At 73.2% G+C, this 25,504-nt stretch carries 26 protein-coding genes; 10 read left to right on the top strand and 16 right to left on the bottom strand.

Annotated features, from left to right (window positions below):
* Position 1: 1 nt before the first annotated feature.
* Positions 2–844 (bottom strand): SDR family NAD(P)-dependent oxidoreductase, encoded by an 843-nt coding sequence (locus AB0H83_RS06255; RefSeq protein WP_360087715.1) that lies wholly within the window; start codon positions 842–844, stop codon positions 2–4.
* Positions 845–901: 57 nt separating this feature from the next.
* On the opposite strand from AB0H83_RS06255, the gene AB0H83_RS06260 reads away from it, so the two are divergent.
* Both AB0H83_RS06260 and AB0H83_RS06265 read left to right on the top strand, forming a co-directional pair.
* Complete coding sequence (locus AB0H83_RS06260; RefSeq protein WP_360087718.1) at positions 902–1,324, top strand: MerR family transcriptional regulator; 423 nt, start codon at positions 902–904, stop codon at positions 1,322–1,324.
* An 80-nt stretch (positions 1,325–1,404) separates the two neighbouring features.
* Entirely contained in the window at positions 1,405–2,775 is a 1,371-nt protein-coding gene (locus AB0H83_RS06265; protein WP_360087721.1) for a DUF1996 domain-containing protein, read from the top strand.
* A gap of 19 nt (positions 2,776–2,794) precedes the next feature.
* On the opposite strand, the gene AB0H83_RS06270 is transcribed toward AB0H83_RS06265, so the two are convergent.
* From AB0H83_RS06270 to AB0H83_RS06295, 6 genes are all read right to left on the bottom strand, one after another.
* Positions 2,795–3,469 carry a hypothetical protein gene (locus tag AB0H83_RS06270; RefSeq protein WP_360087724.1) on the bottom strand — a complete coding sequence of 225 codons (675 nt, stop codon included), beginning with the start codon at positions 3,467–3,469 and terminating at the stop codon, positions 2,795–2,797.
* Entirely contained in the window at positions 3,451–3,777 is a 327-nt protein-coding gene (locus AB0H83_RS06275) for a LuxR C-terminal-related transcriptional regulator (protein ID WP_360087727.1), read from the bottom strand. Before AB0H83_RS06275 ends, AB0H83_RS06270 begins: the two co-directional genes overlap by 19 nt.
* Positions 3,778–3,884: 107 nt before the next feature.
* Entirely contained in the window at positions 3,885–5,297 is a 1,413-nt protein-coding gene (locus tag AB0H83_RS06280) for a DUF1996 domain-containing protein (protein WP_360087730.1), read from the bottom strand.
* 282 nt (positions 5,298–5,579) lie between these two features.
* Positions 5,580–6,185: a response regulator transcription factor gene (locus tag AB0H83_RS06285; protein ID WP_360087733.1), complete on the bottom strand. Its 606-nt coding sequence runs from the start codon at positions 6,183–6,185 to the stop codon at positions 5,580–5,582.
* Positions 6,182–7,288, bottom strand: a complete 1,107-nt coding sequence (locus AB0H83_RS06290; RefSeq protein ID WP_360087736.1) for a histidine kinase — start codon at positions 7,286–7,288, stop codon at positions 6,182–6,184. Before AB0H83_RS06290 ends, AB0H83_RS06285 begins: the two co-directional genes overlap by 4 nt.
* A 49-nt stretch (positions 7,289–7,337) precedes the next feature.
* Positions 7,338–7,733, bottom strand: coding sequence for a hypothetical protein (locus AB0H83_RS06295; protein WP_360087739.1), 396 nt, complete (start codon positions 7,731–7,733; stop codon positions 7,338–7,340).
* A 221-nt stretch (positions 7,734–7,954) separates the two neighbouring features.
* Here AB0H83_RS06295 and AB0H83_RS06300 point away from each other — a divergent pair, with 221 nt between their 5' ends.
* The 4 genes from AB0H83_RS06300 to AB0H83_RS06315 all read left to right on the top strand — a co-directional run bounded on the left by AB0H83_RS06300 (position 7,955) and on the right by AB0H83_RS06315 (position 12,106).
* Positions 7,955–9,049, top strand: coding sequence for a glycosyltransferase family 4 protein (locus AB0H83_RS06300; protein ID WP_360087742.1), 1,095 nt, complete (start codon positions 7,955–7,957; stop codon positions 9,047–9,049).
* 173 nt (positions 9,050–9,222) lie between these two features.
* Positions 9,223–10,437: an ATP-binding protein gene (locus tag AB0H83_RS06305; RefSeq protein WP_360087745.1), complete on the top strand. Its 1,215-nt coding sequence runs from the start codon at positions 9,223–9,225 to the stop codon at positions 10,435–10,437.
* Entirely contained in the window at positions 10,434–11,072 is a 639-nt protein-coding gene (locus AB0H83_RS06310) for a response regulator transcription factor (protein ID WP_360087748.1), read from the top strand. The genes AB0H83_RS06305 and AB0H83_RS06310 overlap by 4 nt, the downstream gene beginning before the upstream one ends.
* A 68-nt stretch (positions 11,073–11,140) precedes the next feature.
* Positions 11,141–12,106, top strand: a complete 966-nt coding sequence (locus AB0H83_RS06315) for a DUF1996 domain-containing protein (protein ID WP_360087751.1) — start codon at positions 11,141–11,143, stop codon at positions 12,104–12,106.
* On the opposite strand, the gene AB0H83_RS06320 is transcribed toward AB0H83_RS06315, so the two are convergent.
* Both AB0H83_RS06320 and AB0H83_RS06325 read right to left on the bottom strand, forming a co-directional pair.
* Entirely contained in the window at positions 12,107–12,766 is a 660-nt protein-coding gene (locus AB0H83_RS06320) for a response regulator transcription factor (RefSeq protein ID WP_360087754.1), read from the bottom strand.
* Complete coding sequence (locus AB0H83_RS06325) at positions 12,763–14,229, bottom strand: histidine kinase (RefSeq protein ID WP_360087757.1); 1,467 nt, start codon at positions 14,227–14,229, stop codon at positions 12,763–12,765. Before AB0H83_RS06325 ends, AB0H83_RS06320 begins: the two co-directional genes overlap by 4 nt.
* A gap of 127 nt (positions 14,230–14,356) precedes the next feature.
* Here AB0H83_RS06325 and AB0H83_RS06330 point away from each other — a divergent pair, with 127 nt between their 5' ends.
* A complete protein-coding gene (locus tag AB0H83_RS06330; protein WP_360087760.1) occupies positions 14,357–14,548 on the top strand; it encodes a hypothetical protein in 192 nt (63 codons plus the stop codon).
* Positions 14,549–15,168: 620 nt separating this feature from the next.
* Positions 15,169–15,813, top strand: coding sequence for a hypothetical protein (locus AB0H83_RS06335; protein WP_360087763.1), 645 nt, complete (start codon positions 15,169–15,171; stop codon positions 15,811–15,813).
* Positions 15,814–16,388: 575 nt separating this feature from the next.
* On the opposite strand, the gene AB0H83_RS06340 is transcribed toward AB0H83_RS06335, so the two are convergent.
* The 5 genes from AB0H83_RS06340 to AB0H83_RS06360 all read right to left on the bottom strand — a co-directional run bounded on the left by AB0H83_RS06340 (position 16,389) and on the right by AB0H83_RS06360 (position 22,637).
* Positions 16,389–17,045, bottom strand: coding sequence for a lysoplasmalogenase (locus tag AB0H83_RS06340; RefSeq protein WP_360087766.1), 657 nt, complete (start codon positions 17,043–17,045; stop codon positions 16,389–16,391).
* Positions 17,042–17,869 (bottom strand): sterol desaturase family protein, encoded by an 828-nt coding sequence (locus AB0H83_RS06345; RefSeq protein WP_360087769.1) that lies wholly within the window; start codon positions 17,867–17,869, stop codon positions 17,042–17,044. The genes AB0H83_RS06340 and AB0H83_RS06345 overlap by 4 nt, the downstream gene beginning before the upstream one ends.
* Positions 17,866–18,675, bottom strand: coding sequence for a GntR family transcriptional regulator (locus AB0H83_RS06350; RefSeq protein ID WP_360087772.1), 810 nt, complete (start codon positions 18,673–18,675; stop codon positions 17,866–17,868). The genes AB0H83_RS06345 and AB0H83_RS06350 overlap by 4 nt, the downstream gene beginning before the upstream one ends.
* A gap of 1,168 nt (positions 18,676–19,843) precedes the next feature.
* Positions 19,844–20,473, bottom strand: a complete 630-nt coding sequence (locus AB0H83_RS06355) for a hypothetical protein (RefSeq protein ID WP_360087775.1) — start codon at positions 20,471–20,473, stop codon at positions 19,844–19,846.
* A 112-nt stretch (positions 20,474–20,585) separates the two neighbouring features.
* Positions 20,586–22,637 (bottom strand): M3 family metallopeptidase, encoded by a 2,052-nt coding sequence (locus tag AB0H83_RS06360; RefSeq protein WP_360087778.1) that lies wholly within the window; start codon positions 22,635–22,637, stop codon positions 20,586–20,588.
* Between the two features lie 75 nt (positions 22,638–22,712).
* On the opposite strand from AB0H83_RS06360, the gene AB0H83_RS06365 reads away from it, so the two are divergent.
* On the top strand, positions 22,713–23,225 hold the full coding sequence (locus tag AB0H83_RS06365) for a SigE family RNA polymerase sigma factor (RefSeq protein ID WP_360087781.1): 513 nt from the start codon (positions 22,713–22,715) through the stop codon (positions 23,223–23,225).
* Entirely contained in the window at positions 23,222–24,127 is a 906-nt protein-coding gene (locus AB0H83_RS06370; protein ID WP_360087784.1) for a hypothetical protein, read from the top strand. Before AB0H83_RS06365 ends, AB0H83_RS06370 begins: the two co-directional genes overlap by 4 nt.
* On the opposite strand, the gene AB0H83_RS06375 is transcribed toward AB0H83_RS06370, so the two are convergent.
* Positions 24,059–24,613, bottom strand: coding sequence for a VanZ family protein (locus AB0H83_RS06375; RefSeq protein ID WP_360088092.1), 555 nt, complete (start codon positions 24,611–24,613; stop codon positions 24,059–24,061). The two genes, AB0H83_RS06370 and AB0H83_RS06375, sit on opposite strands and share 69 nt — an antisense overlap.
* Entirely contained in the window at positions 24,613–25,500 is an 888-nt protein-coding gene (locus AB0H83_RS06380) for a methyltransferase domain-containing protein (protein ID WP_360087787.1), read from the bottom strand. The genes AB0H83_RS06375 and AB0H83_RS06380 overlap by 1 nt, the downstream gene beginning before the upstream one ends.
* Between the last annotated feature and the right edge of the window lie 4 nt (positions 25,501–25,504).

Below are 25,504 nucleotides of genomic sequence, written 5' to 3' on the forward strand. Positions count from 1 at the left end.
ATCAGGTACGACAAAAAACGCCCGTCATCGACGCCGACATCTCCCACAGCCTCGCGGCGTCCTGCGGTGACGGGCGGAACGGTGTCACGGCGCAGTCGTCGCAGTGCCGGCCCGCCGCCTCAGGTGTGATCGCCGCCCAGACCTGCGTCGCCGCGCCCTGTGCCGGGGTCTTGAAGTAGTCCGCCGGCCGGCCCGTCGCGTCGATCCAGCCGGCCGCCACCATCTCCTCCCGGGTCAGGTGGCGCTGCAACGGCGTCAGGATCGCTCCCGGATGGGTGGAGCTTGCCCGTACCCCTGCGGCCTGACCCAATACGTCCAGCTGCGCGGCGAAGAGGGCGTTGGCGGCCTTCGACTGCCCGTAGGCGGCCCACTTGTCGTAGCCGGTGGTGAAGTGCGGGTCGTCCCAGCGGATCGGCGCGTCGGGCTTGGCGTTGGAGGACACCACGACGACCCGGGCGGCCCGCCCCCGCAGCAGCGCCGGCCACAGGTGGTGCACGAGCGCGAAGTGCCCGAGGTGGTTGACCGCGAACTGCGCCTCCCACCCGGGTCCGACGCGGGTGAGCGGGCACGCCATGATGCCGGCGTTGGCGATGAGGATGTCGACGGTGTCGAAGCCGGCGGCGAACTCGCGGACCTGGTCGAGGTCGGCGAGGTCGAGCCGGCGCACCTCAACGCCGGACACGGCTCCAGAAACACTGCGCGCCCCGGCGATGACGCGGGCGCCGGCCCGGGCGAGGGCGGTCGCGGTCTCCAGGCCGATGCCGGAGGTGCCGCCGGTGACGATCGCGGTCCGGCCGGTCAGGTCGACGCCGCGCAGGACGTCGTCGGCGGTGGGATGGGTCATGCCGCGGACGCTATTTCCTAGACCGTGGTCTAGGTCAACGGCGGTACCCTGCCAGCCATGACGGCCCTTGACACGGCGCTGAGCATCGGCCAGGTCGCCGAGCGCACCGGACTCAGCGTCCACACGTTGCGCATGTACGAACGGGAAGGGCTCTTCACCACGGAGGTCCGCCGCTCCGCGACGGGCCGGCGGGTCTACGGCCAGGCCGACCTCGACTGGCTCGAGGTGTGCACGAAGCTGCGCGCGACCGGCATGCCGCTGCAGTCGATCCGGCGGTTCGCGGACCTGGTCAAGGCCGGCCCCGGCAACGAGGCCGAGCGCCTGGAGCTGCTGCGCGAGCACCGGGGCAGGATCGAGCGGCAGCTGGCCGAGCTGCACGACTGCCTCGGCCTGATCGCGGGGAAGGTCGCCACGTACGAGCGGCACGTCGACGCCGGCACCGCCACCGGCCTGTGGACGGGAATTGGGCCTCCCGCATGAACCTTTGGACTCAGGTGCCCACCGGCGGCGGCTCCTAGCGTGGAACGCAATCGTTCCCCTTCCCCGCCAGGAGGAGCATCATGTCCAGACTCAGGCGCGCGGCCGGCATCCTCGCCGTCGTGCTCGCCGGTGTCACCGTCACCGCCGTCACCATGGCCGACGCGGCGACCACCGTCGTCGTGCAGGCCGAGGCGTACGCCGCGCAGTCCGGCGTCCAGGTCGAGACCACCGTCGACACCGGCGGCGGGCAGAACGTCGCGTACCTCGCCAACGGTGACTGGATGCGGTTCGACGGCGTCGACCTCGGCCCCGCCGGCAGCGTCACCGCCGCGGCGCGGGTCGCGTCGGCCACCGGCAGCGGCACCGTGGAGCTGCGCACCGGCTCGGTGAGCGGGCCGCTGCTCGCCCAGTTCCCGATCACGCCCACCGGGGGGTGGCAGGCGTGGACGACGCTGTCCGCGACCGGCACCCACGCGACGGCCGGCCCGCAGGCGGTGTTCGCGGTCGTGCGGGCCAGTGGCGGCGCCGACTTCGTGAACATCAACTGGTTCTCGTTCACCAGCGGCGGCAGCGGTACCCCGTCCGCCCCCGCGTCCGATACCGGCTGGGTGCGGGTCGACCAGGCGAAGTGGAACGCGCAGCTGGCCGCGTTCGACGCGCTGCCGATGGACCCGGCGCCGGCGAACGCGGTGCGGGTTCCGGAGTTCAACGCGTCGTGCACGTACAGCCACTCGCGCAAGGACGACCCGATCGTCTTCCCCGGCCTGCCCGGCGCGTCGCACATGCACAGCTTCATCGGCAACCGCAGCACCGACGCGAACAGCACCGCCGACACGCTGCTGGCCAACGCCGGCACCAGCTGCGCGCCCGCGCCGGACCTCTCCGCGTACTGGGTGCCGACGCTGTACGAGCACGGCCAGCCCGTCGAGCCGAAGGCCGTGGTCGTCTACTACGGCTCCCGCCTCACCGACTCCAGCAAGACGGTGCCGTTCCCGCAGGGCTTCCGGATGATCGCCGGTGACGCGAAGCTGCAGGCGCCGACCCCGGCCGGGACGGTCAACCAGTTCTACTGCGCTGGCCCCGGCGGCGAGGTCGGCCGCAGCGCCGACGGCAACTGGCCCCGGTGCGCGCCCGGCGCGTCGCTGCTGTTCCAGCTCGTCTTCCAGGACTGCTGGGACGGCGTCAACCTGGACAGCCCGACCCACAAGGGGCACGTCGCCTACACCAACGACGGCACCTGCCCCGCCGCGTTCCCGGTGGCGATCCCGTCGGTGTCGTTCGTCATCGCGTACCCGACGCCGGGCTCCGTCGACGGGTTCACGCTGTCGTCGGGGATGGCCTCGTCGTTCCACGGCGACGCGTTCCTCGCCTGGGACAACACCGTCCTCGGCAAGCGGGTGAAGAACTGCGTCGTGCAGCGAGCCAAGTGCAACACCGCCGGCACGTTCTGACCTGAGCCGGCCCCCGGCGTCAGCGCAGCTCGATGCGGTTGACGTCGGGGGCCGGCCCGGCGTCGTTGAAGAACCTGACCCAGCTGGTGCCGGCCGGCAGGTGTACCCGCAGCGACACCGTCGCCGGGATGCGCCAGTCGCCGGCGCCGCTGAGGGTCAGCGCCTGGACGGGCCCGTCGCCGACGGCGACCAGCAGCGTGCGGGTCTCCGCCGTCTCGTACGTGACGGTCAGGGTCCGCTCGCCGGCGGCCGGGACGTCCGCGACCCGGATCGCCAGGGTGTTCGGCCCGCCGATGTAGCCGACCCGGCTGCCGCCGACGCAGGTCGGGCACTCGATGACCCGGGCACCGTTGCGCAGGTTGGCCTCGTCGGCCGCGTGCAGGCTGATCGGGTCGAACCCCGGCCTCGCCGAGGGTCTCGCGGACGAGGTGGACGGCACCGCCGAGCGCGACGGCGTGGTGGCCGGCGACGTCGGGACCGGCGCCGGGGTGCTGCCGCCCACCCCCGCAGCCGGCGTGGGCGTCGGGGCGGTCGCGGCCGGCGGGTGGTCGCGGCCGCCCGGCAGCACGAGCGGCGGCACGAACGTCGCGGTGGCCCCGACCGCGACCGCGAGCGCCGCCCAGCCGAGCCGGCGCGGCCACACCCGGCCCTCGCCGTCCACGGTGGCGTCGCCGGTCACCGGCGGCCGGTCCACAGCAGCACCGCCTCCATGCGGCCGCTGACGCCCAGCTTGGTGAAGATGTGGTGCAGGTGGTTCTTCACCGTCTTCTCCGTCAGCAGCAGGCGGTGCGCGATCGCCGCGTTGGACAGCCCTTCGGCGAGCAGGTCGAGCCCGGCCGCGGTGGTCACGGCGACGAGGGCGAGGGCGGCCAGCAGCGGGCGGAGGTCGGGGACCAGCCGCAGCCCGACGGTGCCGGCGGTCAGCGTGACGGCCGCCCGGCCGAGCAGCACCGCACGTCCGAGGGCGGCCGGCGCCACCACCCTGTCGACATGCTGCCCCACGGCCGGGACTCTACGCCCCGCGGCGCCGCACGACATAGACGCGGACCTGGACGTGAGTCGGCGCCCCACCCGGGTGCGGGTGGGGCGCCGGGACGTTCACCGGACGGTTACGGCAGGACGTAGTTCTCGTTGAGCGCCGCGCCCCGCTCCGGCTTGTACTGGTCGTAGCCCCGCGGGTTGCACTGCAGGCCACCGTTGATGCAGTGGGTGGTCAGCGCGGCCAGGGTCGCCGGGTCCCACGCGTTGTACACGTCGTAGTGGAACGAGAAGCCGCGACCGCTGGAGAACTGCACGTTCGCCATGTTGCCGCTGACCGGCCACGCCATCTTGAACTCGATCATGTTGACGGCGACCGGGTGCGACGACGGGCAGACCCCGACGACCGGGTAGGCCATGTGCGCCTTGTGGTCCGGGGAGTCCAGGTGCAGGCCGTCCCAGCAGCTGGGGGCCTGGAACCGGACGTTGAGCTGGCTGCCCGGGGCGCAGTTGGCCGGGATGTCCCACTGCCGGGTCAGGTCACCGCACTCGAAGCCCTCGACCGCGCCGGGGTGGTCCCGGAACTGCTCGAGCGTCGAGGACGGGCTGCCCACGACGTACCGCAGGCCCGCCGGCATCGGCCGGACGCTGCGCCAGTCGAGCACGCCGCTCTTGTAGTAGATGACCTGGCGGTCGATCGGCTGCACGGCGACGCCGTTGTTGAGCAGGGTCGGCATCCAGTACGCGGTCTTGTCGCCGGGCGTGATGCAGGCGGTGCCACCGGCCTGCAGCGACGACAGGGTCGTGTTCGCGTTGGTGGTGGTGTTGCCCATGAACGTGTGCGAATGCGACGCACCCGGCAGCCCGAAGAACACGATCGGGTCGTCGGGCAGGTTGCTGCGGCTCACCGCGCAGTTGGCCTGGAACTCGTGGTGGGTCGTCGGCGGGTTCGTCGGCGGCGGGGTCGCCGTGGACGGGGTCACGCCGGTGACCGGGTTCGGGGCCATGACCCAGCCGGGGCCGCTGGTCGCCGGCGGCGTGCCGGTCGACGTGCCGTAGACCTTGAATTCCCACAGCGAGTAGCCGTAGCCGGTGCCGCGCTGCGTGCCGTACATCCGCACGTAACGGCCGGTGCCGTTGACGTTGAGCGTCTGCGTGCCGCCGGCGCCGGTGGTGGTGCTGTAGATGCTCGTCCAGGCGTTGCCGTCGGGCGAGGTCTGGATCTGGAACGCCTTGCCGTACGCGTTCTCCCACTGCAGCACGACCTGGGTGATGGTCGCGGTCGCGCCGAGGTCGACGCGCAGCCACTGCGGGTCGCTCCACTGGCTGCCCCAGCGGGTGCCGGGGTTGTTGTCGAACGCGCCGGCCGGTGGTGACTCGCCGAGCTCCTGCGAGGACGCGAGGGCCGGCTTGTTGAGCGAGAGCAGGGTGACGTCCGCGGCGTCGGCGGCCGTGAGCTGGATCGCGCCGACGACCATCGATGCGACCACCGCGGTGGTGACCCCGATGGGGGTCAGGATTCTTCTGAGCCGTCTTGTACTCATGGAGCTCCCAGGGGTGTGGGCGGGCGCCGTCGCCGGGCCGTGGGTGGTGCGCGACGACGTGCGGCGGTCACACGCGTCGCCGGTGCCGGCGAGGAACCAGTGGCGGGTAGCGTCGTTTGGAGAGCGCTCTCCCAAATGTTGCGCCCGCGTGGCCGGTCCGTCAATACGTGGCGACATCCTGCCGGTGCGAAGCCGGATATTCCGGTCGTATCTCAGCGGAACTTACGACGCGGATGGAGAGCGCTCTCCGGTCCGGCCGCCGCCGGGGGTGGGAGCCGCGGGTCAGAGCCAGCCGTGGCGGTGAGCGAGGGCGTACGCCTCGGCGCGGTCGGCGACGCCGAGCTTCTGGGTGGCGGCGGCAAGGTAGTTGCGGACCGTACCGGCGGACAGGTTCGTCCGGCGAGCGATGACCGCGGTCGGGGTGCCGTGCTCGGCGAGCCGGAGCACCTCCAGCTCGCGTGGGGTGAGCGGGCACGGCGGGGCGGCGAGGGCGTCGGCGGCGAGGGCCGGGTCGACGTACCGGCCGCCGCCGTGCACCCGGCGGATCACGTCGGCGAGGGCACCGCCGGGGGCGCCCTTCACCAGGAAGCCCTTCGCGCCGGCGGCGAGGGCCCGGGCCGGGTGGGCGGGGCGGCCCCGGCCGGTCAGGATCACCACCGCGCACTCCGGCAGCGCCCGGGTCAGCTCGGCGGTGACCTGCAGGCCGTCGAGGGCCGGCATCTCCAGGTCGACGACGGCGACATCGGGCCGGTGCGCGAGGGCCGCGTCCAGCGCCGCCCGGCCGTCGGCGGCCTGCGCGACGACGTCGAGGTCCGGCTCCAGGCCGAGGAGCGCGGCGAGGGCGGCCCGGATCAGCTCCTCGTCGTCGGCGAGCACGACCCGGATCACGCGGTGGCCCGCAGCTCGAACCGGTCGCCGTCGAGCCGGTGGGTGAGGGTGCCGCCGGCCTCGGCGAGGCGTTCGGCCAGACCGCGCAGCCCGTGGCCGCCGGCGGTCCCGGGCTTGGCGCCGTCGTTGGTGACGGTGAGCGTGGCGCCGGGCCCATCGGCGGCCACGTCGATCGTGCACCAGGTCGCACTGCTGTGCCGCAGGACGTTGGTGGCCGCCTCGCGCAGCACCGCGGCGAACTGGGCGGCCGGGTCGGGCGGCACAGTACCGTGCGCCGTGACGGTGCAGCGGACGCCGCAGGAGTCCAGCAGCCGGCGGACGTCCTCGAGCTGCCCGGCGAGGTCGACGCTGCGGTACCCGTGCACGGCGTCGCGCACGCCGGTGAGGGCGCCGGCGGCGAGGCGCTGCACCTCGGCGGCCTCCCGCGCGGCGCGGCCGGCGTCGACGGCGGCGAGCCGGGCAGCGAGCTCCGCCTTCAGCGCGATGACGGTCAGGCTGTGGCCGAGCAGGTCGTGCACGTCGCGAGCGAAGCGCAGCCGTTCCTCGGCGGCGGCCAGCGACGCCTGGGCGGCCCGGCCCTGGTCGAGGTCGAGCAGCAGGTCCCAGAACCACAGCTGCAGCCGGTTGACCAGTGCGATCCCGGCGCCGACGGCGGCGGTGAGCAGCACCGGCCCGGCCACGTCGTGCTGCCACCAGCCCAGGCCCGCGGTGACCGCCGGCGGGGCGAGGGCGGCGAGCAGGGCCGCACCCCGGTGGCCGAGCAGCGGCGCGCTGCCGACGACCGCGGCGCCGATCCATGCCCAGGCGCGTGGGCCTGCCGTGGCCCCGACCAGCGCGACGGAGAGGGCGGCGGCTGTCACGTACCAGAGCAGCCGCCGCATCCTCGTCGCCTCCGGCAGCCACGGGGTGAGCGCCGCGTGCAGCGCCGCGGCGTGCCCGGCGGCGAAGGCCAGCACCCCGGCGAGCCCGAGCGGCACCTGGTGACCCTCGCGCAGCACGACCCACCCAGGGGCGAGGAGGCCGCCGGCCGCGCCGGTGGCGAGCGCGGCCAGCGCGACGTGCCGGGCCCGGCGCAGCCGCCGGTCTGCGGGTCGCGTCGACATCAGCCGTGCCGGGCCTGGCGCAGCTGCTGGTCTGCGGGTCGCGTCGACATCAGCCGATGCTAACGGCGGCGGCCACCAGCGAGGCGGCGATGAGCAGGTCCAGCGGCAGGCAGCAGTCGACGTACCAGCGCGGCACGACCGAACCGTCACGGTGCGCCCAGTCCCAGGCGGCGTGGCCGACCCAGCCGGCGGCGAGGACGAACTGCCCGACGGCCGGGTCGAGCAGCAGCGTGACGGCCGCGACGCCGGTGAACGCCGCCAGCCCGGCGAGCTGCCGGCGCCGGGGCGTGCCGCGCAGGTGGGCGGCGATGAGGTAGCCGAGCGCGACGAGCGGCAGGATCCAGGTGACGGGCCCGCCGGGGGTGAATGGGCCGAGGTCGGCGAGGCCGAGCACGCCGATGAGGACCCCGGCGGCCACGGCGGGCCGGTGCAGTGTTCGTGTCATGCCTCGACGGTGCGGCCCGGCGGTGCCAAGGGGCAGATGCGCGGTGTCACCGGATCCCCATGCGTTCTGCCCGGGTGATTTGCGTGGTGTGTACGAACACACGGTGTTTACGCTGATACGTTCCGTATAGGTGGTTCGACGTGCCGGTGACAGGCCACGCGTGGTCCGGCGTGGTCCGGCGCGTGGTCCGGCCGCCGGTCCTGCGAGCGGAGGGGCGAGACATGCGGCGTGAGATCCCGCGCATCCTGCACGTCACCGGGTCCATGGGCGGCGGCACCGCCGGCGCGGTCGTCGAGTTCGTCCGCTCGACCCCGCAGTTCGAGCACCATCTGCTGTTCCGCCGGCGCCCCGGCAGCGAGGTGCCGGTCCGGCACGAGGACCTGTTCGCCGGCAGCCGCGACGCCGGCGGCGGCCGGGTCCACCTCGCCCGGGCGCTGCGCGAGACGCTGCCCGCCGTGGCGCCGCGCGTCGTGCACCTGCACGGCACCTGGGCCGGCCTGGTCGGCCGGACGGTGATCCCGGCGGTCGCCCGCTCCGCGACCGGACCGGCGATCCTGTTCACGCCGCACTGCTTCAGCTTCGAGCGCACCGGCGTGCCGGCGCCGGTCACGCGGCTGCTGCGGGCCGCCGAACGGGCCGTCGCCGCCTCCACCGACCTCGCCGTCTGCGTCAGCCCCCGCGAGGCGGAGCTCGCCGCGGAGCTGGGCATCCCCGCCGTCGTCGTGCCCAACACCACCCGGGCCCGCACCGCCCGGCCCGACCGCCGCCGCCACGACGGCTCGATCGTCACCGTCGGCCGGGTCTGCGCGCAGAAGGACCCCGCCTTCCTCCTACGGGTCAAGGCCCTGCTCGCCCGCGACGACCGGCTCGCCGGCAGCGGCGTGACCTGGACCTGGGTCGGCGGCGGCGATCCGCGCGGCGAGGCCGCCCTGCGCGCCGCGGGGGTCCGGGTGACCGGCTGGCGGTCACCCGCCGAGGTGCGCAACCATCTCGCCGCCGCCGACGTGTACCTGCACACCGCCGCCTGGGAGAGCTGTCCCCTGCCGCTGCTGGAGGCGGCCGTGGCCGGGCTGCCGCTGGTCGCCCGCAGCATCCCCGCGCTGGACTCCCTCGGCCTCGACCCGGACCTGAGCACCGCGGAGGCGGTCGCCGCCGAGCTCGGCACGGTCCTCACCACCGGCCGGCCCGGCCGCCCCCGGCTGCAGGAGGCGTTCGCGGCCCGGCACACCCCGCAGGCGCAGGCGTCCGCCCTCGCCGACGCGTACGCCCGCGCCCTCGGCCCCATCCCGGCCCCGCCGCTCACCCGGGTCGGCTGACGTGCGCATCGCAGCCTCGATCCGAATCGTTGTGCCAGGTCAGAGGCGCCTTCGGTGCCGTCAGCGCGGTTCTGCGGAGGTGGCCGGCCGGTGCGCCGGATCGACCTGGTCGTCGCGACCGACATGCTGCCCAACGCGTACCGCTTCTTCGTCGACGACCTGCAGCTGCGCTGATGGGTCCGCTCGCCGTCACCGCCGCCGCCCCGGCCGCCATCGCCCGGGCGGTGCTGCTCGGCCGGGCCGCGATCGCGTCCACCGCCGCGGCCGCGGGGCTGCTGCTCGTCGAGGACTGGTGGCGCATCCTCGCCGTCGTGGCGGTCGTCGCCGCCGGTACCGTCGTGGCGGTCGTTGCCGCCGGTACCGTCGCGGCAGTGAGCGTCCTGACGCGCTGGCCCGCGGTGACCCGCCACCCGTGGCCGGCCCTCGCCGCGGACCTCGGGGGCGCCGTGGCGGTGCTGGTGCTCAGCCGCGGCGGGATGGCGTTCTTCTGCTACGTCGCCGGCTCCGCCGCACTCGGCGGCGCGCTGCTCGGCATGCGGGCGCTGCCGCTGTGGGCGGCGCAGGCGGCGCTCGGCTTCGCCGCGGCGGGTGCGGTCCTGCGGGCCAACGACCCGCCGCCGGACGTGGCCGCGTTCATCGTCGCGTTCCCGATGGTCAGCGTGCTCGCCGGGATCGGCGCGGCGGCCGCGACCACGGCCCTGCAACGGCACCTGGACCTCGCCGTCGAGGTGGTCGGCGCGGCGCAGCGCTCGGCGGCCGCCTCCGAGCGGGCCCGGCTCGCCCGGGAGCTGCACGACTCGGTCGCCAAGACGCTGCGTGGCGTGTCCTTCGCCGCGCTGGCCCTGCCGCAGTCGCTGCGCCGGCACCCGGCCCTGGCCGAGCAGCTCGCCGGCACCGTGTCCCGCGGCGCGGAGGCCGCCGCCCGGGAGGCCCGGCAGCTGCTGGAGGGGCTGCGCATCGACCAGCTCGACCTGGACTTCGCCGAGACCGTACGGGCCACCGCGCACGACTGGTCCGACCGCTGGCGGATCCCGGTCCGGGTCGACGCGGCACCGCTCGAGCCCGGCGTCGAGGTGCGCTACGAGCTGGTCCGCATCCTCGCCGAGGCGCTGCACAACGTGGCCCGCCACGCCGGCGCCCGGCACGTCGACGTCACGGTCCGCGCCGCCCGCGGCCGGCTGGAGCTGCGCATCCGCGACGACGGCCGCGGCTTCACCCCGCGCGACCTGGCCGAGCTGCAGGCCGGCGGGCACCTCGGCATCGTCGGAATGGCGGAGCGGGCCCGCACCGTCGGCGGCTCCCTGCGGGTGTCGTCGGTGCCGGGCGGCGGCACCGAGATCGTGGCGGTCACCCCCATGGAGGCGGACGCGGCGGAGGTACCGGGATGACGGTGACCGTGCTCGTCGTGGACGACAACCCGGTCGTACGGGAGTCGCTGCGCGGCGTGCTGGAGCTCAGCGACGACGTGCGGGTCGTGGGGGAGGCCGGCAACGGCCGGGACGCGCTCACCCTGGCGCTGCGGCACCGGCCCGACGTGACCCTGCTCGACCACCGCATGCCGATCGCCGACGGGCTGTCCATCGTGGACGAGCTCGCCCGGCACACCTCGGTGCTCGCCCTCACCAGCGACGCGAGCCCCGGCGTGATCGCCTCGATGCTGCGCGGCGGCGCCCGCGGGTACCTGGTGCACGGCCACTTCGACCCGCCGGACCTGCACCGCGCGGTCCTCGCCGTCGCCGCCGGGCAGGGCTGGCTGTCGCCGGTCGCCGCGTCGGTGGCCGCGTCGGCGCTGCGCGAGCAGGGGACACGCCGGCAGGCCCGGGACCGCGCCGGCCTCACCGACCGGGAGCGCGACGTGCTCGACCTGCTCTGCGACGGGCTGTCCAACGCGGCGATCGCCGAGCGGCTCGGGCTCACCGAGAAGACCGTGAAGAACCACCTGTACAACGCCTTCGGCAAGCTGCAGGTCGGCAGCCGCATCGAGGCGGTGGTCCGCTGGCGCGCTGGGACTTTCGACTCATGACCGTTCGCCGCGGGCGGCCATAGGTTCGGCGGTGGGTTGCACCGTCGATCTCGAAAGGCACCGCAACCGTGCGCAGACGTCTTGGGTTCCTGCTGGCAGCCGGCCTGCTGCTGGCCGCGTGCGATCCGAACCAGGGCCCGGTGGTGATCTCCCAGCCGCCTCCGCCGTCGTCGGCCGCGCCCTCCAGCGCCGCGCCTTCCCCGCCTTCCCGGTCTTTGCCGTCGGCCCCGGTCCCGACCGCGACCGCCGCGCCGGTCAAGACGTTCACCGACAAGCCGCCGCAGGCGCAGTACCGCGAGTTCCCCGCCAACTGCACCGAGACGCACCGGCTCAGCGACGACCCGATCGTCTTCCCCGGCCTCGCGGGCGCCGCGCACAACCACACGTTCGTCGGCAACCCCGCCGCGAACGCGACCTCCACCCCGCAGACCCTGCTCAAGGGCCGGACCTCCTGCGAGGACACCCTCGACGCGTCGTCGTACTGGTTCCCGACCCTGACCCAGAACGGCGCCGTCGTGAAACCGGAACGGGTCACCGTCTACTACAAGTCCGGGGTCAAGGACTACCGGACCGTGCAGCCGTTCCCCGCCGGCTTCCGGCTCATCGTCGGCGACATGAAGCTGCAGGACGCCGCGCAGTTCAGCGGCACCTGGAACTGCGGTGACTACCTCGGCAAGGCCATCCCGCCGTCGTGCCCCGCCGGGTCGTCGCTGATCGTGCGGATGCAGGCCCCGAGCTGCTGGGACGGCCGCAGCCTGGACAGCGCCGACCACAAGTCGCACGTGGTGTGGCCCGTCAACGGGGTCTGCCCGAAGAGCAACCCGGTGCCGCTGCCGATGTTCGAGATGAAGGTGCCGTACAAGCTGCCCGGCGGCAACACGTCCGGCCTCGCGTACTCCTCGGGCAACGGCTCGTCGTTCCACTACGACTACATGAACGGCTGGGACGCCGCCCGCCAGGCCGCCCTCGTCAGCCACTGCATCAACGGCGGCCGGCAGTGCAACGGCTTCGGCGTCGACCGGCACAAGCCGTGATCAGCTGACCAGCCCCGACGTGTAGGCGAGGATCACCAGCTGGACGCGGTCCCGTACCCCCACCTTCGCGATGGCGCGGGTCACGTGGGTCTTCGCGGTCAGCGGGCTGATGAACAGCTCCCGGGCGACCTCCTCGTTGGACAGGCCGGCGGCGACCAGGCGCACCACCTCGACCTCCCGCGGGGTCAGGACGGCGAGCCGGCCGCCGCCGTCGCCCGCCGGCCCGGCCGGCCGGTGCGCGAACTGGCCGATCACCCGCGCGGTCACGCTCGGCGACAGCAGCGCCTCGCCGGCCGCCACCACCCGCACCGCACGGCGCAGCTCGTCGGGCTCGACCTCCTTGGTGAGGAAGCCGCTCGCACCGGCCCGCAGCGCCGCGAACACGTGCTCGTCGGTCTCGAACGTGGTCAGGATGACGACCCTGGTGCCGGCGAGGTCCCGGTCCGCGACGATCTGCGCGGTCGCCGCGATCCCGTCCAGTCCTGGCATCCGGATGTCCATCAGCACCACGTCGGGCCGCAGCCGCCGGGCCTGCCGGACCGCCTCGTCACCGGTGGACGCCTCACCGGCGACCGTGATGTCCCGCGCCCGCCGCAGCAGGCTGCTGAACCCGGCGCGGACGAGGGCCTGGTCGTCGGCGAGCAACACGTGCACCGTCATGACGGGATTGTCGCGTGTACGGTGAAGCCACCGGCGCCGTCCGTGGTGAGCCGGCCGCCGAGCGCCTCGACCCGCTCCCGCATCCCGGTCAGCCCGTGCCCGGCCGGCGCCGTGGAACCCCTGCCGTCGTCGATGACCGTCACCCTGGTCGCCGGTCCATAGTGGACCTCCACGGTGACCGTGCTGGCCGCAGCGTGCCGGACGGTGTTGGTCAGCGCTTCCCGGACGATGAGCCCGACCGCGAGCCGTACGGGCAGCGGGACTTCACCCCCGTCTCTGTCTTCGCCCCCGTCTCCGTCTCTGTGTGCGCCTGTGTCTCCGTGTGTGCGTGCGTCTCCGTGTGCGCCTCCGCCTCCGTCTCTGTGTGCGCCTGCGTCTCCGTGTGTGCGTGCGTCTCCGCGTGCGCCTCCGCCTCCGTCTCTGTGTGCGCCTGCGTCTCTGTGTGCGCCTGCGTCTCCGTGTGTGCGTGCATCTCCGTGTGCGCCTCCGCCTCCGTCGACGTGCAGCCGCGCGTCGAGCCCGGCCGCCCGTACCTGCGCCACGAGGGCCTCCAGGTCGAGCGGCTCGGCGGTCGGCCGCAGGTCCTCGCGGAGCACCCCGACGAGCGAGGACAGGTCACCCATCGCCCGGCGCCGCACGTCCTGCGCCAGCCGCAATGCCGCCCGCGCCTCCTCAGGCGCGCTGTCGAGGGCATCGGCGGCGACATTCAGGTGCACGCCGACGACCGCGAGGGTGTGCGCCACCGTGTCATGCACCTCCCGCGCGACCCGCAGCCGCTCCTCAGCCCGCTGCCGCTCGGCTTCGGCCCGCTGCCGCTCGATCTCGCTCCGCTGCTGCTCGGCTTCGGCGCGCTGCTGCTGGATCTCGGCCCGCTGCCGCTCGGCTTCGGCCTGTTGCCGCTCGATCTCGGCCTGCTGCCGCTCTGCTTCGGCGCGTTGCTGCTTCGCCTCGGCTCGCTGCTGCTGGATCTCGGCCCGTTGCTGCTCGGCCTCGGCCCGCTGCTGCTGGATCGTGGCCTGGGTCCACTGCCGCCAGCTGCCGATCGCCACGGTCACCGCGAGCGCCGCCGTCAGCCACAGCACGTCCGGACCGACCCCGGCGATCGCCCGGCTCGCGCTGTGCTGCAGCACCGTCCACTCCAGGTTGAACGCCCACACCGCGTGCACGGCCGCGATCCCCACGACCAGCCGCAGCCGCGGCCGCGGCCCGATGACCACCGACACGTACAGCAGCGTCACCGGCCACAGCCAGCCGCCGGTGGTCAGCTCGGCGAGCCGCATCGCCACGACGCTGCAGATCCCGGCGACCAGCCCGGTGAGCGGCCACCGCACCTGCGCCCAGACCAGCGCCGCCAGCCAGGTCGCCAGCGGCAACGACCCTTCTGTCAGCCGGTCCCCGCTGCCGCTCAGCACCGCGATGAACGTGACCGCGGCGAACGCGGCGACCATCTTCGTCTTCGTCATGCCGTCGAACGCTAGGGGCGGCAGCTCGCCAGGTCGTCGTCCGCGCGGAGGCACCCTCTCGTACACCATTTGGAGTATCAGGCAGCAGGCTGATGCCATCGCGCCACCGTCGATAGCGTTGCGGGCCATGGAGCACCGCTGCGGCAAACACGCCGTCCTGGCCAACCCGGCGTCGCGCATCCCCGTCTGGATGGAGTGCGCCGTTCACCGCTTCACCCCGTACCAGATCGACCGCCGCTTCACCCTGATCGTGGCCCTGGAGTTCACGTACGAAGAGACCGCCTCCTTCGACTGGATCGTCCAACACGGCATGCTGTGATGCTGGCCGCTCTCGCGGCCGGTGGGGGATTCTCACCCCACACCCCCAATGCTCGCTGCCGCTCGCACTGCCTGCGCGTGCGCGCGGCAGCTTCTGGCGCGTGCGCGCGGCATCCTGTGGTCGCCCGCCACGTCGCACCCTCCCTTCGCCGCGGGCTCACGCGTGCCGGCCTTGACCTCGGCCGTGGCTCGCGCGTGCCGGCCTTGACCTCGGCCGTGGCTCGCGCGACGGGGCAGCCTGACCTTCCCGGCCCAGCCGCCGTGGCCGCTCGGATCTCGTCTGCCCGGGCGTGAACCGCGGCACCGAGGTCCGGCCGCCGGGCCTCAGGCAGCGCGCCGTCTGGCAATCGCCCCGTGGCGGATCGCGAGATGGGCAAATGCCGATCCCGTCGCCGGACGGCTCGCGATCTGCGGAGCCGACCGTCCACGCCCTGCCACTGCGCCAGTCCGGCGGACCCCGCGATGCCCGCCATGACCACCGGCGGCTAGCCCGGCAGCGCCGGGTCCGGGCAGCGGGCATGGTTGCCCCGTGGGCAGGTGCGGGTCTTCGTCGACAAGGTGCCGCGCTGATCACTGCCGCCCGTGCTGAACTTGCGGATGTCGGCCGGGTGGTGGCGGGCTGTGTCGCTGCATGGACCGAGCGCGGCGGACGTCGCCGAATGGCTGCGGCAGGTGCGGGCCTTCGCTGCGGACGAGCGGGGCGGTCCGCTGCCGGTGCGTTACCCGGCGGCGCCGTCGGTCCGGCCGAGCGCCCCGGTCGAGCGGGCGCCGGTGTTGACTGCAGCCCTGCTGAGCGGCCCAGTGCCGGCGCGGACCGTGGCGGCACTGGACGTACTGGCGTCGCCGGTGTCGGTGTTGCCTGCGGCGCCCGTGCCGGTGTCGGCGTCGGCGGTGCTTGCGGCGCCCGTGCCGGTGTTTGCGGATTCTCCGGCGGTGTCGACGTTGCCTGTGCCAACGTCGGCGTTCCCCGTGCTGGTGTTGGCGGCGTCGGCGTGGACGCTGGTTGTGTCGGCATGGGCTGTGCTGGTGTGGATGTCAGCGGTGGCGATGCCGGTCGGCCGGACGTCGGTGCGGGGTTCGGCGAGGGTGCCCGCGTTGGCTTTGGCCGTGCGAATGCGGGTGCCGATCGCTCGGGCACCGACCGTACGGGTGCCGGTCGCGCAGGTGTCGATCGTTCGGGTACTGACCGGATCGATGCAGGCGTCGGTCGGGTCGGTGTCACCGGCACCGATGTCGGCGATTCGGGTGCGGGCGCTTGGTGAATAGACGTCGAGCGACCGGGCGTCGAGCCTACTGGCGGATATTCCGCGAGTGGTGGCCGAGTCGGCGGCAGATGCTCGGGTGCTGAGCTCGCCGGTGTCGGGTCCGCCGTCGTCGGGCGTCCCGATGCCAGGCGCGCAGGCACCGAACGTGCAGGCATCGAGCGTCCAGGCGCCTGATCAACAGGCGCCGGCCCGACAGCCGCGGCCCGGCCCGGCGGCGGCACCGTCGATTGACTCCCGGCTGCCCGCTGCGAAGCAGCGTCGACCGGCGCGGCTGCCCGCTGCGAACCACCGTCGCCCAGTGAAGCCGCATCAGGTCCCGTCGACAGCAGGCGGGCGGTCCGCAGCCTGGCCAGCTTCGTCGCGTGGCGGGCGATCAGCCCATGCCGGCGAGCCTCGGCGAACTCCGCTCTGACCCGCAGCCGCTCGTCACGCCGACGGGCGCGGTCGGCTCGGGCGGCCGCGAAACGGGCCTCCCAGTCGATCGAGTCGAAGGACGAGAACGCACCGGAATCTGGTGCGTCCAAAGAGAAATACGGTCGTGGCACGTGCCGCCTCCCCCCCGGTAGGCGCCGCACCTCATTCTCCCGGGCGCACCACCCCCCGTCCAGCGCCCCGACGCTCCATGACCTCTCCGTCACCATCCAATGCCCGTACGTAGCCGGTGGTGATGAGGAAGAGGGCGGCGATGTACGTTGTCATGACGATCAGGTCGCGGGCCGGGAAGTCCAGGTCGGCGGCGCCCAGGCCGATCAGGAGGTCCGAGAGCAGGAACAGGGCGGCTCCGGCGGCGACGCGGCGGGAGACGGCGTACGCGGCGGCGGCCATGGCGCTCAAAGCGAGGCTGTACACCAGAATCGGCACCCGCAGCGAGCCCAATGACGGCCAGAGTACGGCGTTGAGCGACGCCCACAGCACCGCGTAACCTGCGGCGGCCGGGCGGTGCAGGGGAGCGCGGCGCAGGAAGGCGAGCAGGAAGCAGACCTGGGTGCCCAGGAAGCAGGCCATGCCGATCAGGAAGGATGCGGTACCCGGCACGAGCAGCGCCACGTCACCCGCGCACGCGAAGGCCAGGCCCCAGCCGAGTGCGGACCTGCCGGCCGTGCGGAGCAGGTACCAGAGCAGCAACGGAGCAAGGAGCGGCTTCGCCACCCACTGCAACGGGTGCCAGGACAGCGCGACGCCCGTGAGCTCGGCGGTGGCCGCGCAGGCCAAGAGCCACAGGGGGAGTCTCATGCGGCCGGCTGCCAGCCGGGGCGGCCGAACACGAAGCGCAGCCGGTGACGCCAGGAGGCGGCGGTACGCACATCGCGCCAGATGTCGCGGTACTCATGGGTCGCGACTCGCAGCGGGTTGTACGTGGTGATGTTCTTCGTGAGCCCGTAGACGACGCGGGCTCGTTCGGGCTCGAACGTACCGAAGAGGCGGTCCCAGACGATGAGGATGCCGCCGTAGTTACGGTCCAGGTACTCGGCGTTGGCGCCGTGGTGGACGCGGTGGTGCGACGGGGTGTTGAAGCACCACTCCACGACGGCGGGAAGCCGGTTGATCCGCTCGCTGTGCAGGAAGAACTGGTACGCGAGACTGATCGACTGCTGCAGGAACACCATCCACGGCGGGATGCCCAGCAGCGGCAGGAGCAGCCAGAACGGGGTGCCGGTCATCGGGGTCCAGCTCTGCCGCAGCGCCGTGGACAGATTGAAGAAGACGCTCGAGTGGTGCACGACATGGCCGGCCCAGAACAGCCGGACCTCGTGGTGCAGCCGGTGGAACCAGTAGTACGCGAGGTCGTCGGCGAAGAACAGCAGGACCCACGTCCAAGGGCTGTGCGGGTCGAGCTTGAGCGGGGTGAGGACGTAGAGGCCGGCGTACGCGAGCGCGACCACGATCTTCCACGGCACGCCGATGATCTGGCTGCCGAGTCCCATGGAGAGGCTGGTGGTGGTGTCGCGGACCTCGTAGCCGCGTTCGTCGTCGTCCGGCAGGAAGCGGTACGAGACCGCCTCCATCACGATGAGCAGCAGGAACGCGGGCACGGCGTAGAGCACGGCGGGGATCATGCTCGGCTTTCCTTTCGCGCGGCGGGGTGGTCCTTGCGCGGGGCGGGGTTTGCTTTGCGCGGTGCGGGGCTTTCCTCGCGCGGGGCGGGGCTTTCCTTGCGCGTGGCGAGCGGCGCGGAAAGGGAGGCGGTGAGCAGCGTCCGGGCCTGCTCCTCGGCGAGATCGGCGGCGCCGTCGGCGATGTGTTCGCTGAGCCGCCGGTGCCCCGCGACGTCGAGCAGTTCGGCGGTGCGCAGCCGCGGTGGCACGTGCCCGACCGCGAGGGCACCGCTGACGAGGCTGTTGAACGCCAGCAGGTACGCCGTGTTGCCGCTCCCCGTGACGACCGCCCGCCACAGCGCGACATTGGCCTCGCCCATCCGGTCCAGGTCCGGCGCGGCGGCGGCGAGGTCGTCGACCCTGGCAGCGATTTGTGCTTTCGCGGCAGGTGTACCCCGAAGCGCGCACAACCTGGCCGAATCGGCCCCGATGCAGGCGCGCATCTCCATCATGTCGCGCACGAGTGTGCCGAGCGGCAGGACGTCACCGGCGGCCATGGCGGTGGACATGGCGAGGTCGAGCCCGGCGTGCAGCCGCCAGTCCAGGACCCTGGTCGCACCGCCCTGGCTGACCTTGACCAGGCCGAGCTGCTGCAGCCGGCGCAGCGCCTCACGCACCGCATGCCGGTTCACCTCGAACGTCGCCGCGAACTCGCGCTCACTCGGCAGGCTCGCGTCGGGCTCGTACGCCCCGCTGACGATCGCATCCCGCAGCTGCGCGAACACATGGTCGGACACGTTGCTACGAGGAGCCGGCGTCAATGTCACCGGGTGACTGTCTCACACATCAACTGGTTGGACCAACAGCAGAGTTGGTGGTCTGGTGAGGGGACCGGCGTGGTGCTGGCACGGATTGCGGCACTGATGCGGAGTGTCGTGCTGGCAGTGGCGCCGGATTGGACGCGGCCACGCTACTTGAGCAGTCGGTGCCGGGGTGATCGCGGTCGGTAGGTGTGGTTCTGCGGCCTGCCGCAGCGGGTCGCGGGGCGGGTCGCGGGGCGGGTCGCGGGGCGGGTCGCGGGGCGGGGCGGCATGGGCGTTGCGCAGGTCCCCGGCCGCTGCGGGCGTGCCGGCGCAATTCGACGCGGGTGGCGGCGGTATGGGGACGGGCTGGATCACGGGTGGCGTGGCCGGGCAAGGGGGTTGTCTCCGCCGTTCGGCGTGGGCCGTTCGCTGGCTGGTGGGTGCCGGGTTGTGGATCAGCCGGTGTGCTCTTGGTGATCCAAGGACGGGAATGGCTATCCCGATGACCGCCCGGCGACTTCGATCATCGGGCGGTGGCGCGGGCCGGCACCGGACGGTGCCGAGGCAGGTGCCGGGCAGGCTGGATCGGCGCGGCAGGCTGGATCGGTGCGGGCGGGCTGGATCGCGGGTGGCGTGGCCGGGCAAGGGTTATCTCCGCCGTTCGGCGTGGGCCGTTCGCCCGCCGGTGGGCGCCGGGTTGTGGATCAGCCGTGGTGCTGCTGGTGATCCAAGGACGGGAATGGCCGTCCCGACGACCGCCCGGCGACTTCGATCATCGGGCGGTGGCGCGGGCCGGCACCGGACGGTGCCGAGGCAGGTTCCGGGCAGGCTGGATCGGTGCGGGCGGGCTGGATCGGTGCGGGCGGGCTGGGCCGCGGGTGGCGTGGCCGGGCAAGGGTTATCTCCGCCGTTCGGCGTGAGCCGTTCGCCCGCCGGTGGGCGCCGGGTTGTGGATCAGCCGTGGTGCTGCTGGTGATCCAAGGACGGGAATGGCCGTCCCGACGACCGCCCGGCGACTTCGATCACCGGGCGGCGGTGCCGCCGGCGGGGCCGGCGGGGGCCGGCGGGGCCGGCAGGTCAGTGCGGTCGGCGCAGGCCAGTGTGGCCAGCGCAGGCCAGTGTGGCCAGCGCAGGCCAGTGTGGCCAGCGCAGGCCAGTGTGGCCAGCGCAGGCCAGCAGGGGGTCAGCGGGCTCAGTCGGTCAGTTGGTCGACGATCTTCTGGGCCGTCGTGGCGTGCTTGGCGTACGCGCTGGCGAAAGCGCTCCGCTGCACCGCCTGCGCGGCGCCGGTGACGCTCATGGACTGCCAGCCGGAGACCTTCATCAGCCTGGTGTAGAACTTCGCCGACGCGACGGCCGGGTCCATGAGCTGCTCGACGGTGCCCCAGATGCTGACGCGTTGCTGGAAGATGCCGACGGAGTCGTAGTTGGTGCCGGTGCCCTCGTGGGGGAGTTTCAGCGACGCGGGGACCTTCGGGTTGGCCAGGTTCTTCAGGTACGTCTCCTGCAGCGCGGTCGCGATCGCCACGACGAACGCGCGTTCTGGCAGGCCCATCTGGCGGCCGACCTCGATGACGATGAAGGCGTTGTTGGTCGCTGCCTGGGTGAGACCGGCCACGGGCTTCGGGACCAGGGACGCGCCGGGGGCGGAGGCCAGCTCGACCCCGCGGGCGGCGTTGGCCCGTGCGTGCGTCTCGTAGAACTTGGCGGCGTCGAAGGAGATGTCGTCGGTGACCGCCGCCGGCTCGTTGGGAAAAATCGCCCAGGAGATACCGACACTGATCAGTGAGGCGACGAGGCTGACCGCGGCAAGCAGCGCCATCCTGCTCAGGTGCAGGCGACGTGCGGCAGCGGGCCTCCGCCGGGGGGTGGCGCCACGCACCGCGCAAGCTTAGGGAACGCGGCGCCCCGTCCGGTAGTCGTCTTAACAAAACCTAAGGAACACTGATCAATCCGCGCCGTTTGAGTAGCGGCTCGATCAACGGATCGCGACCGCGGAACGCCCGGTACACGTCCATCGAGTCGGCGCTGCCGCCCTTGGCGAGCAGGCCGTCACGGAACGTGTCACCGAGCTCGCGGCGCAGCCCGCCCTGCTCGGTGAGCCAGTCGACGGTGTCGGCGTCGAGGACCTCGCTCCAGATGTAGGAGTAGTAGCCCGCGCTGTACGCGGCGCCGCTGAAGATGTGCGCGAAGTAGGTGGTCCGGTACCGCGGCGGCACGAACGGCACCGCGACGCCGGCCCGCGAAAGCGCCGCAGCCTCGAAGGCGAGCACGTCGGTCACCGCATCGGCCTCCTCGACGGTCAGCGTGTGCCAGGCCAGGTCGAGCAGCGTCGCGGCCAGGTACTCCGTGGTCGCGAAGCCCTTGTTGAACTGCTCCGCCGCCTGCAGCCGCTCCACCACCGCGGCCGGCAGCGGCTCGCCGGTGCGGTGGTGCGTGGCGTAGTTGGCCAGGACCTCCGGCCACAGCATCCAGACCTCGTTGACCTGCGACGGATACTCGACGAAGTCGCGGGGGACCCGGGTGCCGGCGAACTTCGGGAAGTGCACCTGCGAGAAGAGGGTGTGCAGCGCGTGACCGAACTCGTGGAACAGGGTCCGGACCTCGTCGAGGGTGAGCAGCGTCGGCTCGCCGTCCGGTGCCCGGTTGATGTTGAGGTTGTTGACGACGACGGGCGCGGTGCCGAACAGCTGCGACTGCGGCACGAGGGCGTTGGCCCAGGCGCCGCCGCGCTTCGACGGGCGGGTGAAGAAGTCGCCGATGAACAGGCCGAGGGGCCCGCCGTCCCGGTCGAAGACCTCGAAGACGCGGGCGTCGGCGTGATACGCGGGCAGGTCGGGCCGCTCCTCGAAGCGGATGCCGTACAGCCGGCCCGCGGCGAAGAACACCCCGTCGTGCAGGACCCGCTCCAGCTCGAAGTACGGCCGCAGCTCCGCCTCGTCGATCGCGTACCGGTCCCGGCGGATCTGCTCGGTGTAGTACGCCCAGTCCCACGGCTGCAGGGTGAACGCGTCACCGATCGTCTCCTGCAGGTCCTCGGCCTCGATCCGCGCGTTGGCGACGGCGGCCGGGGCCAGCTTCGCCAGCATCTCCTGGACGGCGCCGACGCTGCGGGCGGTGTTGTCGGCGATGTTGTACGCCGCGTGGTGTTCGAAGCCGAGCAGCCGGGCCCGCTCCGCCCGCAGCCGCACGATGCGCAGCACCAGCGCGGTCGTGTCGTGCTCGCCACCGCCGGAGCCGCGCCCGACGGAGGCGGCGTGCAGCCGCTCCCGGACCGCCCGGTTGTGCAGCGACGCGAGCGCCGGCTGCGCGGTCGGCAGGATCAGGTTCAGCGCGTAGCCCTGCTCGAGGCCCCGGTCCCGGGCCGCGACCTCGGCGGCGGCGACCGCGTCGGCGGACAGCCCGGCGAGGTCCCCGGCGTCCTGCACGACGACGGCGCTGGCCTTCATCTCGTCGCGGACCTTGTTGCCGAACTCGGTGGCCAGGGCGGCGAGCTCGGCGTTGAGCTCCCGCAGCCGTACGTGCTCGTCCTCGGACAGCCGCGCCCCGGCGCGGACGAACTCGGTGTGGTACCGCTCCAGCAGCCACGCCGACTCGCCGTCCAGGGCCAGGGCGTCGCGCTCGGCGTACAGCTGCTCGATGCGGGCGAAGAGCCGCCGGTCGAGCATGATCGCGTCGCCGTGCGCGGAAAGCAGCGGCACCACCTGCGACTCGATCTGCTGCAGCTCGGGACTGGTGTCGGAGCTGGTGACGTTGAAGAACGCGGCGGAGACGCGCTGCAGCACGCGGCCGGAGCGCTCCAGCGCCACGAGGGTGTTGTCGAACGTCGGCGGCTCGGGCAGGGTGGCGATGGCCTCGACCTCCGCCCGCTGCTCGGCCATGCCCCGCTCGAACGCGGGCAGGTAGTGCCCGGTCTCGATGCGGTCGAAGGGCGGCAGTTGATACGGCAGGTCACTCGCGGCGAAGAACGGGTTGTCCGTGGTCACCTACCGACTGTATCGGGGCGGGACTTTTGCGGAAGTCTGTGCAACCGATCCGACTGCCGGGACCGTGAGTAACGCATGACGGATCGGGACACGGCGTTCGCCGAGTACTTCGCCGCGCGTTCGGACGCGATGCGCGGCACGGCGTTCCTGCTGTGCGGCGACTGGCACCGGGCCGAGGATCTCACCCAGGTGGCGTTCACCAAGTTGTACCTGGCGTGGGACCGGGTGAGCCGGCACGAGGCCCTCGACGGGTACGTCCGGCAGGTGCTCTTCCGGGCGTTCCTGGACGAGCGGCGGCTCGGCTGGTGGCACCGGGTCCGGGTCACGGACGTGCCGCTGGACGGCGCCACCCACGACAGGTCACCCGACGACAGGATGGCGATGCTCGCCGCCCTGTCTGCCGTGCCCGCCCGGCAGCGGGCGGTCCTGATCCTGCGGTACTGGGAGGACCTGTCCGTCGAGGAGACGGCGACCCTGCTCAGCTGCACGACCGGCACCGTCAAGAGCCAGGCCGCGCGGGGGCTGCAGACCCTACGCACCCATCTGGAATCCAGCAGCCACTCGCATGCCACGAGGAATCGGATATGAACGAGGATGAATTCCGGGTGTCGCTGCGCGACGCCCTCGACAGCGCCACCCCACCGCCGCCGATGTCGCCGGCCGTGGCCGTGACCAGCGGGCGCCGAGCCGTCCGCCGCCGCAACCTGCTCGCCGCAGGGGCGGCGGTCTCGGTGGCCGCCGTCGTCGCCGCGGTGGCGGTCGCGGTCGCCGGCGGCGGTCTCGGCTCGGCGGCACCGCAACAGGTCGGCGCGCCGGGTGGCACGCCGACCGCGGGCGGCACACCGACGCCCGGCGGGACACCGGCGGTCACCACACCCGTCCCGACCGTCAGCGGCAAGACGGTCTGGCCGACCCAGCCCAACGGGGAGCCGCAGCAGGACCGCACCGCCCGCGCCGGCACCAAGTACGACCTGGGCCAGCAGCTCATGGTCGACCTGCTCGCCGTCGTGCCGGCCGGCTACACGGCGCTGGACAACCCCGGCACCGACCAACTGGTGTCGTCGCGCATGGCGCAGGCCCAGTTCGAGAACAAGGTCGGCGACCGGGACGCGTGGTCATACCTGGCCAGCACCCAGCTCGGCAAGGACGGCGGGGTTGGCGAGCTGCTGGTCACCGTGTACGAGCCGGGCCTGATCACGGTGGCCGGCGACAACTGCGCGGTGGCGGCCGCGTTCTGGACCGCCCCGGCGGACTGCCGGCTGGTGACGACCACCACCGGCGTTACCGTCGGCCTCGCCAGCGGCACCAAGGGCGACTACGACCAGTGGGCCGCCTACCGGCACGCCGACGGCACCGTGGTGTTCCTGGCCCAGCAGAAGCTCGACGACCGCCCCGGCGGCGGCGCCAAGCCCCTCGCGGCGCTACCCCTGACCGAGGAGCGGCTCACCGCCCTCGTCGCGGACGAACGGTTCCACATCAAGGGGGCCTGAGGCGGCAGGGCCGGGCGGCCGCAGCAGCAGCCGCCCGGCCCCGTACGCCAGGCCCGCGCCGAGCGTGTTGACCAGCACGTCGTCGGTGGCGCTGACCCGGCCCAGGTCCAGCGCGTACTGCAGCACCTCCACCGTCGCCGAGCCGAGCGCGGCCAGCGGCAGCACCCACCACAGGGTGAGCCGCGGCCACCGCAGCGGGGCGAACGCGCCGAACGCGGCGAAGACCAGCAGGTTGCCGACCAGCTGCACGGCGGCGGCGCCGACGCCGCCGGACAGCACCCCCGCCAGGCCCGCGACCGGGTCGAGCTGCACCCGGCGTGGCGCCGCCGCCGGGGTGAGGATCATCCAGATCCACGGCAGTGTGCCGCAGACCGAGACGACCAGGCCCAACGCGCGCCGGCGGTCGGCGGCGCGGCGGCCGGCGGCGAGCCACCACAGCCCGCCCAGGGCGGCGCACGCGGCGAGGATCGCGCCCCAGCGCAGCATCACCGCGCGTGGGCCGGCACGCTGGCGGTGAGGCTGTCGGCCAGGACGGTGATCTCGTCACCGGGGCAGTAGTCGAACCGGATCCGCACCTCGTCGCCGGTGAGCACCTCGACCGGCTCGCGCAGCGGCACCACCAGGTAGTTCATGGTCCAGTCGATGCTGCCCGGCGGCTCGTACAGCAGGCAGAGCAGGTTCTTCGTCACCACCCGCACCGCGTTGACCAGCGCCGGGCGCTCGGCGACGAAGCGCAGGTCGCCGGTGCAGTGGTGCGGCAGCGGGTCGGCGTAGAAGAACTGCTGGAACACCTGCGGTGCGGCGGCCTCCACGGTGCGCGGCTGGAAGCTCTCCGGCAGCTGGAACACCGGTGCCGGCACCGTGTAGCCGAAGTAGGTGAAGTCCTGCTCGACCGGCTGGATCGCCTGCACGCACGCCTCGGGCACGAAGCGCGGCAGCGGGCCGCCGATGTGGCGCAGATACCGCCGCTTGAAGCTGTTGACGACCTCGATCTGGCGCTCCCGGAGCAGCCCCACGTGCAGCATCTCGCACAGCACCACGTCGACCGGCTCCTCGGGCAGGTGGTCGCGGGCGTCGGCGTGCAGGACGGTGACCGCGTCGCCGACGGAGGCCCGCAACGCCGCCTCGGCGGCGGCGAAGACCCGCGGCTCCCGCTCGATGGCGGTGACCGTGGCGCCCTGCCGGGCGGCGAAGTAGGACAGCACGCCGGTCCCGCAACCGAGGTCGAGCACCCGGGAGCCGGGCCGCACCGCGTGCGCGATCGCGGTGGAGAAGGCCTCCATCCGGCGGTCGTCGGACAGCAGCAACGCCTGATACTGCAGCGGGATCACGTCTGCCGGGAACCCGAGGTGTTCCAGGTCGAGGGGTTCCATGTGC

The sequence above is a fragment of the Dactylosporangium sp. NPDC050688 genome (genome assembly GCF_040654515.1).
Taxonomy (GTDB): Bacteria; Actinomycetota; Actinomycetes; order Mycobacteriales; family Micromonosporaceae; genus Dactylosporangium.